20 protein-coding genes are annotated in these 17,336 nt (G+C 39.3%); 11 read left to right on the plus strand and 9 right to left on the minus strand.

Translation table 11 applies throughout. The features are described 5' to 3' along the window. Positions 1–29 precede the first annotated feature (29 nt). Positions 30–452, minus strand: coding sequence for a VOC family protein (locus CLV81_RS12075; RefSeq protein ID WP_106145377.1), 423 nt, complete (start codon positions 450–452; stop codon positions 30–32). A 198-nt stretch (positions 453–650) separates the two neighbouring features. On the opposite strand from CLV81_RS12075, the gene CLV81_RS12080 reads away from it, so the two are divergent. Next, a complete protein-coding gene (locus CLV81_RS12080) occupies positions 651–1,583 on the plus strand; it encodes a peptidylprolyl isomerase (protein WP_106145378.1) in 933 nt (310 codons plus the stop codon). A gap of 527 nt (positions 1,584–2,110) precedes the next feature. Here the strand turns inward: CLV81_RS12080 and CLV81_RS12085 are convergent. After that, positions 2,111–2,749: a peroxiredoxin gene (locus CLV81_RS12085; RefSeq protein ID WP_106145379.1), complete on the minus strand. Its 639-nt coding sequence runs from the start codon at positions 2,747–2,749 to the stop codon at positions 2,111–2,113. 166 nt (positions 2,750–2,915) lie between these two features. Here CLV81_RS12085 and CLV81_RS12090 point away from each other — a divergent pair, with 166 nt between their 5' ends. Next, positions 2,916–3,458 (plus strand): YfiT family bacillithiol transferase, encoded by a 543-nt coding sequence (locus CLV81_RS12090; RefSeq protein ID WP_106145380.1) that lies wholly within the window; start codon positions 2,916–2,918, stop codon positions 3,456–3,458. A gap of 1 nt (position 3,459) precedes the next feature. On the opposite strand, the gene CLV81_RS12095 is transcribed toward CLV81_RS12090, so the two are convergent. The 5 genes from CLV81_RS12095 to CLV81_RS12115 all read right to left on the minus strand — a co-directional run bounded on the left by CLV81_RS12095 (position 3,460) and on the right by CLV81_RS12115 (position 7,439). Beyond that, a complete protein-coding gene (locus CLV81_RS12095) occupies positions 3,460–3,978 on the minus strand; it encodes a GNAT family N-acetyltransferase (RefSeq protein WP_106145381.1) in 519 nt (172 codons plus the stop codon). Positions 3,979–3,981: 3 nt separating this feature from the next. Further along, the gene (locus CLV81_RS12100) at positions 3,982–4,302 is read right to left on the minus strand and encodes a cupin domain-containing protein (RefSeq protein WP_106145382.1); all 321 of its coding nucleotides are present in this window, start codon (positions 4,300–4,302) and stop codon (positions 3,982–3,984) included. A gap of 7 nt (positions 4,303–4,309) precedes the next feature. Continuing rightward, the gene (locus CLV81_RS12105; RefSeq protein WP_106145383.1) at positions 4,310–4,876 is read right to left on the minus strand and encodes a thioredoxin family protein; all 567 of its coding nucleotides are present in this window, start codon (positions 4,874–4,876) and stop codon (positions 4,310–4,312) included. A 359-nt stretch (positions 4,877–5,235) separates the two neighbouring features. After that, complete coding sequence (locus tag CLV81_RS12110; RefSeq protein ID WP_106145384.1) at positions 5,236–5,607, minus strand: PUR family DNA/RNA-binding protein; 372 nt, start codon at positions 5,605–5,607, stop codon at positions 5,236–5,238. Positions 5,608–5,687: 80 nt separating this feature from the next. Then, positions 5,688–7,439 carry an ABC transporter ATP-binding protein gene (locus CLV81_RS12115; protein ID WP_106145385.1) on the minus strand — a complete coding sequence of 584 codons (1,752 nt, stop codon included), beginning with the start codon at positions 7,437–7,439 and terminating at the stop codon, positions 5,688–5,690. A 168-nt stretch (positions 7,440–7,607) separates the two neighbouring features. Between CLV81_RS12115 and nusB the strand changes: the two genes are divergently transcribed. The 4 genes from nusB to CLV81_RS12135 all read left to right on the plus strand — a co-directional run bounded on the left by nusB (position 7,608) and on the right by CLV81_RS12135 (position 10,829). Then, on the plus strand, positions 7,608–8,555 hold the full coding sequence (nusB, locus tag CLV81_RS12120) for a transcription antitermination factor NusB (RefSeq protein ID WP_106145386.1): 948 nt from the start codon (positions 7,608–7,610) through the stop codon (positions 8,553–8,555). A gap of 40 nt (positions 8,556–8,595) precedes the next feature. Continuing rightward, the gene (locus CLV81_RS12125; RefSeq protein WP_106145387.1) at positions 8,596–9,081 is read left to right on the plus strand and encodes a DUF1573 domain-containing protein; all 486 of its coding nucleotides are present in this window, start codon (positions 8,596–8,598) and stop codon (positions 9,079–9,081) included. Positions 9,082–9,094: 13 nt separating this feature from the next. Further along, positions 9,095–9,385, plus strand: coding sequence for a preprotein translocase subunit YajC (gene yajC / locus CLV81_RS12130; RefSeq protein ID WP_106145388.1), 291 nt, complete (start codon positions 9,095–9,097; stop codon positions 9,383–9,385). A gap of 94 nt (positions 9,386–9,479) precedes the next feature. Then, a complete protein-coding gene (locus CLV81_RS12135; RefSeq protein ID WP_106145389.1) occupies positions 9,480–10,829 on the plus strand; it encodes a Gfo/Idh/MocA family protein in 1,350 nt (449 codons plus the stop codon). Positions 10,830–10,846: 17 nt separating this feature from the next. On the opposite strand, the gene CLV81_RS12140 is transcribed toward CLV81_RS12135, so the two are convergent. Together CLV81_RS12140 and pepT are read right to left on the minus strand one after the other, a co-directional pair. Beyond that, on the minus strand, positions 10,847–11,440 hold the full coding sequence (locus tag CLV81_RS12140; RefSeq protein ID WP_106145390.1) for a YdeI/OmpD-associated family protein: 594 nt from the start codon (positions 11,438–11,440) through the stop codon (positions 10,847–10,849). Between the two features lie 2 nt (positions 11,441–11,442). Continuing rightward, the gene (pepT, locus tag CLV81_RS12145) at positions 11,443–12,672 is read right to left on the minus strand and encodes a peptidase T (protein ID WP_106145391.1); all 1,230 of its coding nucleotides are present in this window, start codon (positions 12,670–12,672) and stop codon (positions 11,443–11,445) included. 96 nt (positions 12,673–12,768) lie between these two features. On the opposite strand from pepT, the gene CLV81_RS12150 reads away from it, so the two are divergent. The 5 genes from CLV81_RS12150 to CLV81_RS12170 all read left to right on the plus strand — a co-directional run bounded on the left by CLV81_RS12150 (position 12,769) and on the right by CLV81_RS12170 (position 17,277). Next, positions 12,769–13,188: a hypothetical protein gene (locus tag CLV81_RS12150; protein WP_146129893.1), complete on the plus strand. Its 420-nt coding sequence runs from the start codon at positions 12,769–12,771 to the stop codon at positions 13,186–13,188. 55 nt (positions 13,189–13,243) lie between these two features. After that, entirely contained in the window at positions 13,244–14,299 is a 1,056-nt protein-coding gene (locus CLV81_RS12155; protein ID WP_106145393.1) for a quinone-dependent dihydroorotate dehydrogenase, read from the plus strand. Next, entirely contained in the window at positions 14,292–14,948 is a 657-nt protein-coding gene (locus CLV81_RS12160; protein WP_106145394.1) for a LysE family translocator, read from the plus strand. The genes CLV81_RS12155 and CLV81_RS12160 overlap by 8 nt, the downstream gene beginning before the upstream one ends. Positions 14,949–14,968: 20 nt before the next feature. Continuing rightward, positions 14,969–15,832 carry a hydroxymethylglutaryl-CoA lyase gene (locus tag CLV81_RS12165; RefSeq protein ID WP_106145395.1) on the plus strand — a complete coding sequence of 288 codons (864 nt, stop codon included), beginning with the start codon at positions 14,969–14,971 and terminating at the stop codon, positions 15,830–15,832. Positions 15,833–15,969: 137 nt separating this feature from the next. Further along, on the plus strand, positions 15,970–17,277 hold the full coding sequence (locus CLV81_RS12170) for a DUF4856 domain-containing protein (protein WP_245912002.1): 1,308 nt from the start codon (positions 15,970–15,972) through the stop codon (positions 17,275–17,277). Positions 17,278–17,336 lie beyond the last annotated feature (59 nt).

Raw genomic sequence — 17,336 nt, forward strand, 5'->3', positions numbered from 1 at the left:
AGTATTGAAGCTTCGTGGTCCGTATTTAATTATTCCAACACATTTCCCTTTTCATCCAGTTTGAGAAAGGGATTAAAGGCAATCTCCCAAAGATTTCCATCTAAATCGGATATGTAGCTACTGTACCCTCCCCAATGAGCCTTTTGTGGCTCCTTGACGATTTTCACTCCTTTCTCCTTAAATTTTTTTATGATTAAGTCTACCTCGTGTTCAGAATTGGTGTTGTAGGCTAGCGTGAATCCTTTAAAACCATTTCCGTTTGCACTGACCTCGGCATCATGGGCCAATTCGCTGTTCTCATACAAAGAGAGGAGAATTCCATTCAAAGTAAAAAAGGAAATGTTTTCGTTGCTTGCATTTGATTTCGTCCAACCGAATTGATTTTCATAGAATCGAGTCGATTTTTTCAAATCTGAAACTCCTAGGGTAACAATGGTCAATCGCTGTTCCATTTTTTGAGATTGGTAGCTCCAATAGTATATGGAATTGGAGGCAATGTTGGGATGTAAAAGGTAATGCTTCTATATTAAATAATAGTCTAAGGGTCACTTTTTCAAGGTATTGTTTAGACCATAATACCTCCAAAAACTTGTATCTTTGCAGCCTTTAACAAAAGCAGAAACAGAACAAATTAGTTAAGAAATTTAGATATGCAAGACGGAATTTATGCGAAGTTCAATACCGGGAAAGGAGAGATACTGGTAAAATTAACCCACGATAAAACACCTGGAACGGTTGGAAATTTTGTGGCTTTGGCAGAAGGAAATATGGATAACTCTGCCAGACCTCAAGGTAAACCCTACTATGATGGACTAAAATTTCATAGGGTAATCGCCGATTTTATGATTCAAGGAGGATGTCCACAGGGAACAGGTACGGGCGACCCTGGCTACAAATTTGATGATGAATTCCATCCAGATTTAAAGCACGATACCCCTGGAATACTTTCTATGGCAAATGCCGGACCTGGCACGAACGGAAGTCAGTTTTTTATAACTCATGGGCCAACCCCGTGGTTGGACAATAAACATACAGTTTTCGGTCATGTTGAAGCCGGACAGGAAGTTGTGGATGCCATTGCACAGGGAGATTCCATTGATTCATTGGAAATTGTACGTGTAGGTTCTGAAGCAGAGAATTGGAATGCCATAGAGGCTTTTCGGGTTTTTGAAGGCGCTCGTGAAAAAAGAATTGCAGAGGCTAAAGCTAGAGCGGAAGCTGAAATGGAAAAGTTGGCAGCCGGATTTGAAAAAACAGAGAGCGGGTTGCGTTATCAGATTATTCAAAAAGGTAGTGGTGTTGAAGCGCAAAAAGGGAAGACTGTTTCCGTTCATTATGAAGGAAGCCTTACTAACGGACAGGTATTTGATTCTTCTTATAGCCGGAACCAACCTATTGACTTTTCTTTGGGAGTGGGACAGGTAATCCCAGGCTGGGATGAAGGAATAGGTCTTTTAAAGGTTGGCGATAAGGCAAGATTCGTAATCCCGTCTCACTTGGCGTACGGTAGTGCTGGAGCAGGTGGGGTAATTCCCCCAGACGCAACCCTCATTTTTGATGTAGAGCTAATGGATGTGAAATAAAAACGTTGTCCAAATAAAGAAGTAAAACAGAAAAGCTCCCTTATGGGAGCTTTTTGTTATTTGGATCGGTTTACGCTTACCAACAGTAAACAGGCATTTATGATAAGCAAAAACAATAGTACAGTGAAAAAAGTTTGCATAGGTGCTTGTTTGTTAATGAAATGGGGGCTGCTTTTTGTTTAGTATAACAACTGAACGGCATTAAACCCTACTTATTGTTTGTATTGTATTGATTTTTAGTTTTTTGGACACGAAGCAAAGTGAAAAAGTCACTTATTTACGCGATTTACACTGAGAACCAATAGAATTATATTAATAAGTATTAGCAATAATAGTACTCCGAAGAAGGTATTCATTAGTGTTGTCGATTTAAAGGTTATTGTTGTAGAGGTTGTCTATTGGTTAGATATAAAAAGTAGTAGAGGTTGCGTGTGTAAGAAAAAAATGCCGTTTTAATTTTTTAAGCTCAGCTTCAAACAAAAAGCTCTCCTATTGGAGAGCTTTTCGAATCGTTATCTGATGGTAGATTAAGCCGTAGGGTCAGGAGTAAGACGCAGATAAGGTTTAATCTCATCAACACCTGCTGTAAACATCTCTTTGGCTTCCTCTGTAGGAATGGAAGGACTAACCACCACCTTGTCACCATGTTCCCAGTTTGCGGGAGTAGCTACTTTATGATATGCTGTCAATTGAAGCGAATCAATAACACGAAGCAACTCATAGAAATTGCGACCTGTTGAAGCGGGGTAGGTTAGAATTAGTTTTACCGTTTTATCTGGTGCTATTATAAAGACGGAACGCACGGTAAGTGTATCATCAGCTTTAGGATGAATCATATCATACAAATCAGATACTTTTCGGTCCACATCCGCAATTATTGGAAAATTAACGGTGGTATGTTGTGTCTCGTTGATATCCTGTATCCATTCAGAGTGTGATTCTACACCATCTACACTTAGAGCTATCATTTTCACATTTCTTTTTTCAAACTCATCCTTGAACTTGGCAGCCGTCCCCAACTCTGTGGTACATACGGGGGTGAAATCGGCTGGGTGCGAAAAAAGAATACCCCATCCATCACCCAAATAATCATAAAAATTCAGTGTTCCTTGGGAAGTTTCTGCTGTAAAATCGGGAGCGGTGTCTCCCAATCGAATCGTAGCCATATTATTTGTTTTTTATTGATTTATAATTCACGACTTACAAAGTTAGTTGATGAGATTTCCTACCCATTTTTAGGCAGTTAAAAGTGTATTAAAGTTTTGATATGAGTTGATGTTCGTTTGTTGATTGAAATCATTTTAATCTGTAAATCTTTAGTATTTTTAGGTCATGGAAAAAGAGCATTTGGAAAAACTACGCTATCCCATCGGAAAATATGAGGTGCCCGAGCCTATAACAGATGAACATTTAAAAAAATGGATAAGTGTTTTGGAAAAACTCCCCCAACGTTTGGAAAATGCGGTTTCTGGCTTGACGGAGGAGCAATTGGAAACACCATATCGACCGGAAGGTTGGACGGTTAGGCAATTGATTCATCATATTTCGGACAGTCACCATAACAGTTACGTTCGCTTCAAGTGGGGACTGACAGAAGAAAATCCGTTAATCAAAGCCTACTTTGAAAAACAATGGTCGGAATTGTTCGATTCTAAATCTGCTCCGGTACAAATGTCTTTGGATCATCTGAAAGCAGTGCATGCTAAATTGGTCTATTTGTTGAAAGGATTGACCAAAGAACAGTTAGAGCGAACCTTTGTTCATCCCGAAGGAAATGTAAAGAGCACCCTGGCAGAAAATATTGGGCGTTACGCGTGGCATAGTAATCACCACTTTGCACATCTTCAAAACCTAATTGAAAGGGAAGGGTGGTAAACTAGAGAGTCTTTGTTAAAACCCACATGGGTCTTTCTTCTTCTACTGCATGAGGTAACTCCAGTCTTGAAGCTTTATGAATGGTAAAGCCGTTTTTTAAATAGAAGTTCAGGGCATTACCTTTTTGCATAGTGTCCAGCCAGATTACTTTTTTCTCAAGTTTTTTAGCATGAGTCTCGAGAAGTGATATCAGTTCTTGTCCATATCCTTTTCCTGAGAACTCACTTAGCAGATAGATTTTTTGAATGAGCAGTGATGTTTTAGCCTCATGAGTGTCCAAGGCCTGATCCTTAATCAGTTTCACCACTCCAATGACGGTTTCATCCACCTTTACTAAAAAGTTCTCGACATTATCATCCTCCAATTCCTTTTCAAGAATTTTGGTAGTGAAACTTTTGGAAATGTATGGTGTTGGATCCCGTTTTTTCCATAAATGCAGATAATGCTGGTTGTAGGATTCCAAGCCCACAGCTATGTATACATCAACCAAATCTAGGGTAACCGATTGCAAACGAACCATAGTCTATGGGTTTTCACCTCCCTCCGGGCCATAAAAAAGTACCCAAGTTGAAAAGTCTTCGGTAAAATTTTCAAAACGATGTTCTACCCCTGCAGGAACGAATAAAAAATCTCCTGGAGCGAACGTATGGCGTTTATCCCCATTTAAGAACTCTCCTGTTCCGGAAATGACAATGTACACTTCGTCCCTACTATGCGGTTCTTGGAGGTCTATCTGGTCTGGTTTATATACTTCAACTTGAAGCGTACCATGCTCAAATACATTGAGGAACAGTGATTTATCTTCACTGAGTCTTTGCAAGGCTTTAGAGGTGCTAACTTTCATTGGGATTTTATAGCTTTTGGTTTTTCCATTTGATGTTGCAACCGATACTCGGTTTCTGAAGTTCGTCTATGGTAGTTCCTGTCAATAAAGCATCCATAGCGTTTCTTAAATCCCTTCCAGTAACAGGAAGTCCATTACCTGGTCGTGAATCATCCAATTGCCCTCGATACACCAGCTTTAAGTCGTCGTCAAATAGATAAAAATCGGGTGTGCAGGCTGCATCGTATGCTTTGGCTACTTCCTGGGTTTCATCATACAAATAGGGGAAAGAGTAATGTTCCTCTTTTGCCTTTACCTTCATTAAATCAGGAGCATCTTGAGGATAATTTTCCACATCGTTGCTGGAAATGGCCACAAATCGTATTCCCTTTTTTTGATACTCTAACCCCAAACGAGAAATTTCTGGGTTTACATGAATCACAAAAGGGCAATGATTACAGATAAACATCACCACAGTACCTTTTTCCCCTTTGGCCGAATCTAAAGGGACCATGGTATCCGTAATGGTATCAGGAAGTTCAAATGCTGGGGCGGTTGTGCCTAATGCGAGCATATTACTTGGTGTTCTTGCCATGTGATTTAGAATTTAGTGTTTACATCGTTCGTTCAAAAGAGAATGTCGTTTCTCAACAAAGAAAACTAAAACGTACTACCCGAAAAGAAGATAAAGCCATACCATCTCAATTGGGATATTTTGAATACAATCTCGGTTTTAATAGCGCTTGGATTCCTTTCAGAAATATAATCACTTTACAGCGGATTATTGATATGCTATTGGAATTATTATGGCTGCCCCTTAAAAGGCTTCAGATAGAGCTTGATATTTGTAGGTAAGGTTATTCTCTTAGCACAAATCGGTCAAATTGACCTAGTGTGTGCTAAAAACAAAAAACGGCCCGCAAAGCAGACCGTTTTTAAGGTTTTAAGGTTGAGTTAAATATCATCAAAACTCACATCAGTGAAGTTCCCTGATGCTGTGCTATTGCTTTCAATGTTATTGTCCTCTTTTTTGTAATCTTTCTTGTGCCTTTCGGAAATTACTTCCACTCCTTTTTCATCTATGATGTAGTCCATCATTTCTTCCATGATTTCTTTAAAGGCAGTAAAGTCTTCCTTGTACAGATAAATTTTATGCTTCTTGTAGTGGAAAGACCCATCATCGTGGGTAAATTTTTTGCTCTCGGTTATGGTCAAATAATAATCACCGGCTTTAGTACTTCTAACATCAAAAAAGTAGGTTCTCCTCCCTGCCCGTAGGACCTTGGAGTATATTTCCTCCTGGTCCATAATTTCTTTATCACTCATAAAGTAAATGTATGTGTTTAGCGCTTTGGCGAATAATTCTACCAAAAATGTAAAAAAAATGCTAATTCAGCAACTTTTTGCTATTCTTTCTCGGAGAGTTGGGTTTGATAGAGTTCCTTGTAGTAACCTTCCTTGTTGTTCAATTCTTCGTGAGTCCCTTCTTGGATAATTTCACCTTGGTCCAAAATAATAATATGGTCTGCATTTTTGGCGGAGGATACTCTATGGCTTACAATTAAAGTAGTTTTGTCTTTCGAAGCCTGTTTTAGATTATTTAGGATTTCTTCTTCCGTTTCTGTATCCACAGCAGAGAGACAATCATCGAACAGATAAATTTTAGGGTCCTTCAAAAGAGCTCGGGCAATAGAAACCCGTTGTTTTTGACCCCCACTCAATGTTATTCCCCTTTCTCCTAAAATGGTATCATATTTTTGGGCAAATCCTTGAATGTTGTCATGAACCACAGCTTTCCTGGACACTTCGATAATTTCTTCCAGGTTGGCCTCTTCGTTTCCAAAACGAATGTTGTTCTCGATGGTATCCGAAAAAAGAAAAGCTTCTTGTGGTACCGCACCAATGGCTTTTCGCAAATCGTTTAAATTAAGTTCTTTAATTGGTTTACCATCTATCAGTATTTCCCCTTCGGATATATCATAGAGACGGGCCACCAAATCCAAAATAGTGGACTTCCCAGAACCTATTTTCCCTAAAATTGCAACAGTTTGCCCCGCTTTTATGGAAAAAGAAACATTGTTTAGGGCAGTTATTTGAGTGTCATCGTAAGTAAATGATACATTTCTGAATTCTATGTTTCCCTTGATTGGGGAGCTGGTGGTTACTTCATTTTGAATTTCAGGTGTTACCTTCAAAAATTCATTGATGCGTTTTTGGGAGGCTTCCGCCCTTTGAACAATTGATGTAAGCCACCCTACAACCGCAACGGGCCAGGTAAGCATATTCACGTATAGGATAAACTCGGCTATTAGCCCAAAGGAAGCTATTTTGCCATCAATGTACATTTGTCCGCCAAAATAGATGACGATAATATTACTGATGCCAATAAGAAGAATCATCAAAGGAAAAAACCAAGCATTCACCTTGGCCAAGTCCATACTAGTATCCTTTCCTTCTATAGCTAAGCCTTGTAATTCTTGATTTACTTGTGGTTCTATACCATATGCCTTTATCACCGCAACCCCAGAAAAAGATTCTTGGGCAAATGTGGAAAGTGATGACAGGAACTCTTGCACTTTTGTGCTTCTCAAATGGATGATCTTGCTAATTTGATAAATCAAAATGGACAGAACGGGTAGAGGTATGAGCGTATAAGCCGCTAGAGTTGGGGCTTTAATGAACATAATGGTTATGACACATATGAAAATAGTGACCGTGTTCATACCGTACATAATAACAGGACCTGCATACAAACGGACTTGATTGATATCTTCACTGATACGATTCATCAAATCGCCAATCCTATTCTTTTTATAAAAATCGAGAGTCAAAATTTGATAATGGTCAAACACCTCGTTTTTTAAATCATACTCAATGTAGCGAGATACATTTATTATCGTCTGCCGCATTAAGAAGGTGAACAGAGCGGAAAGCAAAGCTGTCCCCACAATTATCAAAATATACTGAAACAATGTGGACTTGGCCTGCGACAAAGAAATAGCTTCGCCAAAATAGTTTTCAATAACCCCAATGGATTGGTTCACGTAATTGGGAACTACCAATGAAAACAATCGGGCAATTATGGTAATTACAATACCGAGTAATAGTTTGAGTCGGTATTTCTTAAAATATTTATTTAGGTGCTTCAGTTCCTTCATTAGGAGAAAGGGTGGTCACGGTTTTTAAGACAGCGGGGCAAATATAGATGATCAATATTGAAATGAATGTTATAAAACTGATAAGAAAGGAACTTCAGTGCGAAGGATTGAAATATAAGATTATTTTTGCGCTGTGAAAGCCATAAATCGACTTTAAAGTTCTTTTAAATGCTAACAAGAAGGCATATCCGAGTAAAAGTGATGCAATGTATCTATGCATTGATTCAATCCAAGGATGAATCTTTGGAAAAACAGGAGAAATTCCTAAAGATGAGTATAGACAATATGTATGTGCTCTATATATTGATGCTTAGCTTAATGAAAGAGCTGCATGCTTTGGCCGAAAAACATCTACAGCTCGCTTCGAAAAAGTATTTGGCCACCGAGGAGGATAATTATCCCAATCCAGAAAAGTTTGTCAAAAATCAGCTTTTGGCTCAAATTGCCCAGAATTCACTTTTACAGGATTACATCTCCAAACGAAAACTCAATAACTGGTATTTGAATGAAGACTATGTGAAAATCATCCTTAAGGATGTTTTGGCGAGTTCTTTCTACAAGTCTTACATGACCAGTGGCAAGAACAGCTATGATGAAGACAAACAGCTGGTATTGGATTTGTTCAAGAATGTGATAGCGCCCAACGAAAAGATTTACGAATATTTTGAGGACGATCAACTTACTTGGATTGATGACTTCCCTATTGTGAACACTTTTCTTTTAAAACGTTTGAAAAAAGCGGACGCAAGTGCTAGGGAGAGTTATTTTCTGCCTCGATTGTTGAAAGATGAGCAAGACCTGGATTTTGCTAAGAAATTGCTCACCAAGACCCTTTTAAACGATGCTCAATGGGAAAAGGAAATAGAAGGGAAAACCCCGAACTGGGACAATGACCGAATAGCGGAGATTGATTCCATCATCTTGAAAATGGCAATATGCGAACTTCTCAATTTTCCCTCCATACCCGAAAAAGTGACCTTGAACGAATATCTTGAAATTGCCAAAGAGTATTCTACGCCCAAAAGTAGCATCTTCATCAATGGGGTTTTGGACAAGTTGGCCAAGGAGTATAAGAACGAAGGAAGATTGCAAAAAATGGGTAGGGGTCTTCAATAATTTTTTAATTGATTATTTTTGAAAAAACAAAATCTTAAGAATGAAAAGAATAAAGACAATCTTTAGCTTGGTCATGGTAGTGGCTCTTGTTGGTCTTTCATGTAAGGACAAGGCTTCCAGTAAAATTGTAGCTGATAATGTAGACAACGCTTCAACAAGGGATGCAGCTCAAAAGAACTTACCAGTAATGAGTTTTGAATCTTCTGAACATGATTTTGGTACTATCGTACAAGGTACGCCACAAGAAACTCGCTTCAAGTTCACCAACACTGGTCAAGCACCTTTGATTATTACAGATGCCAAAAGCAGCTGCGGATGTACAGTACCCGAATACCCAAAGAATACACCCATAGCTCCAGGAGAAAGTGGTGAGTTATTGGTTAAGTTCAATGGTTCTGGACAAAATCAGGTAACAAAAACGATTACGGTTACAGCAAATACGCAAAAAGGTTCTGAAATTCTCAGAATCAAGGCATTTGTAAATCCAAAAGATGCAGCTCCAATACAAGCTGGTCCTGTAAAATAAGACATTACCATAGATGGAGAATATAGGACAGTTTTTACCGCTGATATTGATTTTTGTAGTGGCATATTTTTTTATGATTCGCCCTCAAATCAAACGTCAGAAGGATGAGAAAAAGTTTGCTTCGGAATTGAAGAAAGGGGATAAAATTATCACCAAAAGCGGATTGTACGGAAAAGTAGTTGAGTTGAACGACAAGGATTTTTCATGTGTCATTGAGACAATGGCGGGTCGCCTAAAATTTGATCGCTCCGCTATTTCCATGGAAATGAGCAAGAAGTTGAGTGCCCCTCCTGCAAAAAAATAATTTTACGAAGCATAAAAAATAAGACGTCGGCAAATGCCGGCGTTTTTTGTGTTTAGTGGTAAAAAGGATAACTTGAAGCAACAAATGGTTGATTATGGTTACTCGCAGAAACTTCATACAAAAGAGCGTATTGTCTACCGCTGGGATGGGAGCATCACTTCTTTTTCCTGTTGAAGTATTAGCTACCCTTAGAAAACGTACAAGTCCTAATGATTATATTCAAGTTGGGCTTATTGGTTGTAAGGGGATGGGCTTTGCCAATTTGATTTCTATGCTAAAAATAAGCAGTGTACAAGTGGTTGCTCTATGCGATATTGACGAAAATGTACTCAAGTCTAGGGTAGAGGAACTTAAAAAGGCTAATATCAAAAAGCCAAAGCTTTATAGTGATTACAGGAAGATGCTTGAAGACAAAGATATTGATTTGGTCATTATTGGCACCCCAGACCATTGGCATTGCTTGCAATTGACAGAAGCACTAATGGCGGGAAAAGACGTGTATTGCGAAAAACCCATTGCCAATTCAATTCAAGAATGCGAAGTGATGCTCAAGCATGTAAACGCCAGTGACCGAATGGTACAGATTGGGCAATGGCAGCGAAGTCAACCACACTTTCTCGAAGCCATCGATTTTGTCCATTCAGGAAAATTGGGTCAAATACGGTTGGCCAAAGCTTGGGCCTATCAGGGGTGGATGAAACCCGTAACTGTTGTTGCCGATGGTCCTGTACCAGCCGGAGTTGATTATGACATGTGGCTAGGACCTGCTCCAAAAAGAGTTTTTAACCAAAATAGATTTCATTTTAATTTTCGATGGTTTTGGGATTATGCAGGAGGGCTAATGACCGACTGGGGAGTTCATTTACTGGATTATGCGCTCTATGGAATGAAGGCTTCCCGTCCTAAATCAGTTATGGCCTTGGGCGGAAAGTTTGCTTATCCCAATGATGCCTCTGAAACACCAGACACTTTACAGACGGTTTTTGAGTTCGATGAGTTTTCCGTTCTTTGGGAACATGCTACCGGAATAGATGGAGGTAATTATGGAAGAAACCATGGAATAGCTTTCATTGGCAATATGGGTACATTGGTTTTGGATAGAAACGGATGGGAAGTCATTCCGGAAAAAGAATTTCAAGGTTGGGATAAGGAAGGTATAGATAGAATGGAGCGGATACCTCTAAAAACAAATGATGGAGTAAGCGGATTGGATTTACATACCGAAAATTTCATTGAATCGGTAAAAAACAGGGATTCCACCACTTTAAATGCCCCAATACAAGTTGGGTATGATACAGCAGTAGTTTCACATATGGGCAACGTGGCTTATAAAACAGGAAACCGAATATATTGGGACGAAGAAAAAAATAAATTTACCGAAGAAAAAGCAAATCAGTTTATTAAGACAACCTATCACAACGGTTGGAAAATACCTAAAATATGATTTTAGGACGTTGCCAGTTAGCGATATTTGTCATTTAACCCGATGCCCTGCTCAATCATGGGCAATACTTTTTCCAGACGTTTCTTTTTGGTAGCTTCCTGTTTTGCCTCGCCGATGTATTCACAAAACTCTTTTTGCTTGTATTTTGAAAATTCGTGAAAAGTCTTTTTGATGCTGGAATGCTCGTTGAGATAGTCCTGAAGTAACTCGGGGACCATAATTTCAACATTTTTCTTCTCCGCTTTTATTTCAAGGCCACTTTTCTGATTTTCTATGGCCTCGTTCATATAAGCCAGTACGTTTTCCTGGTCTATTTCTTCAAGATTGTCGAATTTCCAATGACGCATTGCCTTGGTTTTGCCTTCTTGTGCATTCTGCAATACTTCTTCTGGGTCTTTCAATAATGCTCCATTAAAAAACCAAACTCCAAAGTGATTTTTGAATCGACAGATACCCAATACGTTTTTGTTGGATACGGTATACACCGGAAAATTCCATTTATAACTTTCCTCTGCTTGGGTTTGTTTTGCCAAATTCCGAAGAATAGCTATCCCCTCCTTGAATGGATGCTCCTTTTCATAGTATGCTTCCACTTTTTCTGATGCTGTCATATTTATTTGATTTGAATTGCGGTGAACTCACAGATTTTTACAATAACCTCCACAGCTTTTTGCATGCTTTCTAAGGGAACGTATTCGTATTTTCCATGAAAATTATGCCCTCCAGCAAAGATATTGGGGCAAGGCAATCCCATGAAGCTTAATTGTGAGCCATCGGTTCCACCCCGTATGGGTTTTAGTATAGGCTCTATGTCCAAGGATTTCATGGCCTCTTCAGCAATTTCAACTATGTGAAAAACAGGTTCCACCTTTTCTCGCATATTAAAATACTGATTTTCAATGTTTAATTCAATAAAATCACCGAACCTATCGGAGAGTTTGCCCGCAATATCCTTTAATAATTGTTTTCTAGCTTCAAAATGTTGGGCATCATGATCGCGTATAATGAGCTCTATCTCAGCCTCCTCAATCTCCCCTTTAATCTTATGAACATGGAAGAAACCTTCTCGGCCCTCTGTTTTTTCAGGGACTTCATTAGGGGGTAGAAGACTTAAAAATTGATTGGCAATATGTATGGCATTGACCATTTTATCTTTGGCATAGCCCGGGTGTACGCTTTTACCCTTTATTTTTATCGTTGCACTGGCCGCATTGAAATTTTCAAATTCCAATTCCCCAATTTGACTGCCATCTATAGTGTAGGCCCATTCAGCACCAAATTTCTTAACATCAAATTTGTGGGCACCCCTCCCAATTTCTTCATCTGGGGTAAAGGCCACCCGAATTTTACCATGTTTTATTTCGGGATGTTCGCGCAAATACTCCATGGCGGTAATAATTTCAGCCACTCCCGCTTTGTCATCTGCACCTAGAAGTGTAGTGCCGTCTGTAGTAATTAAAGTTTGCCCTTTATACTGTAATAATTCGGGAAAATAATCGGGCGAAAGCACAATTTCTTTTCCTTTATTAAGGACAATATCCCCGCCATCGTACTCTTTTATTATTTGGGGAGAAACGTTTTTACCAGTAAAATCTGGAGTGGTATCCATATGGGCTATAAAGCCAATTGTGGGCACCTCTTTTTCCATATTGCTGGGAAGTGTGGCCATAATATATCCGTTCGCATCAATGGAGACTTCCTCCATCCCAATGGTATGCAGTTCGGTAACCAATTTTTTGGCAAGTTTAAGCTGTTTTTCGGTACTGGGGGTACTTTTGGAATAGGGGTCGCTTTGAGTGTCAATGCCTACATATTCCAGAAAACGGGGTAATAATTGCTCCATAAAGTGCTTTTCAACAAAAATAACGCTTATTCAATCGTGATTTTGATTAAACTCAAGGAGTAGCCCCTATCTTTCTGATTACTAAACAACAGCTATTTGAAAAAACTACTACTATTTCCCCTATTGTTCTCTTTCTTCTTTTCTTCGGCTCAAATCGACTGTACTTTGGGAGTTGGAGGAAAAGACAATGAGACGATTATAGAGGTTTTCCAGCTGAATGAAGAACAAACAGAGAACTTGAAAAATTGGAGTGCGGAACTTGAAGTTAGAAATACCTACTTAAAGGATAAAGCCAAGTCCCTTTTGAATAGGCACCAAGAAAGCCCGCCTACCGTTCTAATGGAAATGTCTTATGAGTATCGACAACTTTTGGATAGTATGCGAAGTAATTCTCGAATGATTGACCGACGTTTGCTGGGAACTTTCAACCAAAAACAATATGATTTGTACGTTGAGCTTTGCAGCATGATATCCATGAGCCCGATGCGGGTTAATAATTCCGTTAACGAAAAATAGCAGATTCGCTATGTTGGGTTTTTAGAGTTCCTATTTTTGCATAAAGTTTTTCTGAATGTACAAACTCCTTATTCGTCCTCTGCTTTTTTTGCTAGATGCGGAAAGCGCCCATCACTTCTCGTTTACCATGATAAAACTACTTTCCAAGCTGGGAGTGGGAGGGCTTATGCGTAAAAAGTTTGTGATAGAGGATTCCCTACTGGAGCGGGAGGTTTTTGGACTCAAGTTTAAGAATCCGGTTGGTTTGGCCGCAGGATTTGATAAAGATGCCAAATTGTACAATGAATTTTCTGATTATGGATTCGGTTTTGTTGAGATAGGCACCTTAACCCCAAAACCGCAACCGGGAAATCCCAAAAAGCGACTTTTTAGATTAATTGAGGACCAAGCTATTATAAATAGAATGGGATTCAATAACAAAGGCGTATTCGAAGCCGTGGACCAACTTAAGAAAAAACACCGTGTGCTTGTTGGCGGAAACATTGGAAAAAATAAAACTACACCGAATGAAGATGCGGTAAGGGATTATCTTATATGTCATGAAGCCTTGTTCGAGCATGTTGACTACTTTGTGGTAAATGTTAGTTCACCAAACACACCGGGGTTGAGAGAATTACAGGATAGAGGCCCTTTGACCTATATGTTGAACAAATTGAAGCAACAAAATGTAAAGATGGCCAAGAAGCAAGCTGCCAAACAAAAACCTATTCTACTTAAGATTGCCCCGGACTTGACTGAAGACCAATTGTTGGACATAATCGAGATAGTTACCACAACTGGAATAGATGGTGTAATCGCTACAAATACCACCATTGCACGAAAAGACTTAAAATCTCTTTTGATTTTGACTGAAGAAAAAGGGGGGTTGAGTGGAAAACCACTTACAAAGCGAAGCACAGAGGTTATTCGTTTTTTGGCGGAAAACAGTAACAAATCGTTTCCAATCATTGGAGTGGGGGGTATACATTCACCAGAAGATGCACTTGAAAAGTTGGATGCGGGAGCTGATTTGATTCAGCTGTACACAGGATTTGTTTATGAAGGTCCTGGTTTAATCAAGAGAATCAATCAGGCCATTTTGGAACGAGCCAGAAAAGCTGTTCATGCTTGAGGCTTTGCTCATTGCACTGACTATAAGTTATCCCATACTGGGGGGATTTGTTTTGTCAACCGCCATTTTGGGAATTTCTCCAGGACCTGATAATATTTTTGTTTTGACCCAAAGTTTAGCGCATGGGGTCAAATCTGGTCTCGCTGTTGTTTTGGGATTGGCTTCAGGATGTTTGGTACATACTACATTATTGGCTTTTGGGGTATCAGAAATTATAAAGAGGAGCGATACTCTCTTTTGGTTCATAAAACTTTTTGGGGTAGTATACTTATTGTATTTGGCCTTCAAGGTTTTTCGTAGTGAAGCGCAAATTGAGATATCAGCTTCAAAAACGTTCAAAAAGGCTCCAAGTAAGTTGTTCTGGACAGGTTTTACAATGAACGTGCTCAATCCGAAAGTCACAATATTCTTTTTGGCCTTTTTTCCTGGTTTTTTATTCAGTACGGATATGAACCATGTGCTTCAGTTTTATGTGTTGGGCTTTCTTTTCATTGCGGTGACACTGGTTATTTTTGGCAGTATTGCCCTGCTTTCTGGAAGTATTTCAAACCTTGTTACAAAAAATACCAAGGCAGGAACAATATTGAAATGGACACAGATTCTTGTTTTTGTGGGTATTGCAGTCTATCTCCTGCTATCAGATAAATAGTGGTATTTTTACTTTCCACTATGTCTAAGGTAAAACTTATAGAATGTCCACGTGATGCTATGCAAGGCATCAAAACTTTTATTCCCACTAAGGAAAAAGTAAAGTACATCCAATCCCTTTTGGGGTGCGGTTTTGATACCATAGATTTTGGAAGTTTTGTCTCCCCAAAGGCTATTCCACAGATGGTGGACACGGCAGAGGTCTTACGTGGGTTGGATTTATCAAAAACCACCAGTAAGCTTTTAGCCATAGTGGCCAACATTAGAGGGGCTGCTGATGCTTCACAACATGAGGCAATTGACTATTTGGGGTATCCTTTCTCCATTTCGGAAAACTTTCAAATGCGTAATACACACAAGACCATTTCGCAATCCGTGGAAACTTTAAAGGGCATTTTGGAAATTGCCAATAACACGGAAAAAGAAGTTGTGACCTATATTTCTATGGGTTTTGGTAATCCGTATGGAGACCCTTGGAATGTTGAAATAGTGGGGGAGTGGACCGAAAAATTGGCTGCAATGGGTGTTGGGATTTTGTCTTTGTCTGATACCATAGGGAGTTCGACTCCAGAGGTAATTGATTATTTGTTCTCCAATCTAATTCCAAAATATCCGGATATTGAATTTGGTGCTCACTTGCATACTACTCCGACCAAGTGGCATGAAAAAGTGGAAGCTGCCTATCAGGCGGGTTGTAGAAGATTTGATGGAGCCGTTCAAGGCTTTGGCGGTTGTCCCATGGCCAAAGATGAATTGACCGGAAACATGCCCACAGAAAAAATGTTGTCCTACTTTACATCACAAAAAGTGGATTCAGGGGTGAATTGGATGGTTTTTGAAGCTGCCTACAACAAAGCTACAGAACTATTTTCCGTATATCATTGACGTCCTGTAGTCTAGGTATTACCGAATTGTTAAATCTTAATTTTATTTAAACTTATTCCAAATAATTCTTGCCTAAGTGGCAGGATGATTCTACTTTAGCGGCTCAATTAACATATATTTAATCTAAATAAACAATAATGTTTTCAAGAAATCTTCTGCTAATAGTAGTATTTTCTCTAGTCTTTGCCTCATGTTCGGACGACGATGATGCCGATATGGATGATGATATGGTGGTGGCCACTTGTGACGATAATATTCAAAATGGAGATGAAGAAGGAGTGGACTGCGGCGGAAGTGCCTGTGCTCCTTGTACTACAGCGGTAGAAATTCCTGCAACTTATGTTTTTGAACGCGATGGTTCTTCGACGGTAAGCTTTAGCGGACAAACAACCCGTTTGTTGATGGCAAGTGAGATTCTTTCAAAACTAAGGGATAATAACTCTACAAAAGCTGAAATAGATGCGGCGTTCGACCATGAGCAGGATACAGAAAATTTTAGTGATGCAGATTTGAATGCTTCCGACAAACAAGTCAGAAATAAAACCGCTGGGTCTTACTTCTTTAGTCAAGTGGCTCCTTCGGTTGCCTTAATCAATGTCAAGGCAGATTTTGACGGGTACATTACTGAGCAAGTAGAAGATGTATTTCCTTTTTGGAATCAGGTAGCTACTGAAGGTAGTGCGGGTCAATTGCCTGATGGTTCTTCAACACGTTATGTAAACGGAAGAGGTTTGGAATTGGACCAAGCTTTCATAAAAGGTTTAACAGGCGCCTTTGTAGTAGATCAAATCGTTAACAATTATACCAACCCCAACCAATTGGCACAATTTGAGGACGACAATGACAATGAGGTCATTGTAGAGGGTGAATCTTATACGGATATGGAGCATGATTGGGATGAAGCTTATGGATATTTCTTCGGTGTTGTTGAAAACAGTGAAAATCCGATAGCTGACATAGACGCGGTTGATGATAATCCTGACGAGTTCTTAGCAAAATACCTAGATAATGTTGAAGCCAATTTCCCGGGAATAGCCCAAGACATTTTTGATGCATACAGAGCAGGTAGGACAGCTATAATAAATAAAGATTATACTGAGCGTGATGCACAGGCCGATATTTTAAGGGAAAAAATTGCCATCCTAGTAGCGGTAAGGGCGGTTCATTATCTAAAAGCAGGAAAAGTTGGTCTAGGCGGCCCCCAGCCGGGTACTACCTTTCATGATTTGTCTGAGGCGTATGGATTTATTTATAGTCTACAATTCCTGAGAAGACCAGGTACCGCTACCGAATTCTATTTCTCACGCGATGAGGCATTAGGTTTTCTTGATATAATTTATAACACACCAACCAATGGTTTTTGGAATGTGACAGAGGAAAATCTTGATACGGTTGCTGAAGCAATTGCCGATAAATTTAGTTTTACCGTTGAAGAGGTGGATTAATGCTTATGTATCAAAAGATGAGAATAAAAAATATATGATTTAAATAGAAGAAGGATGCA

The organism is Flagellimonas meridianipacifica, assembly GCF_003001695.1.
GTDB classification, from domain to species: domain Bacteria; phylum Bacteroidota; class Bacteroidia; order Flavobacteriales; family Flavobacteriaceae; genus Flagellimonas; species Flagellimonas meridianipacifica.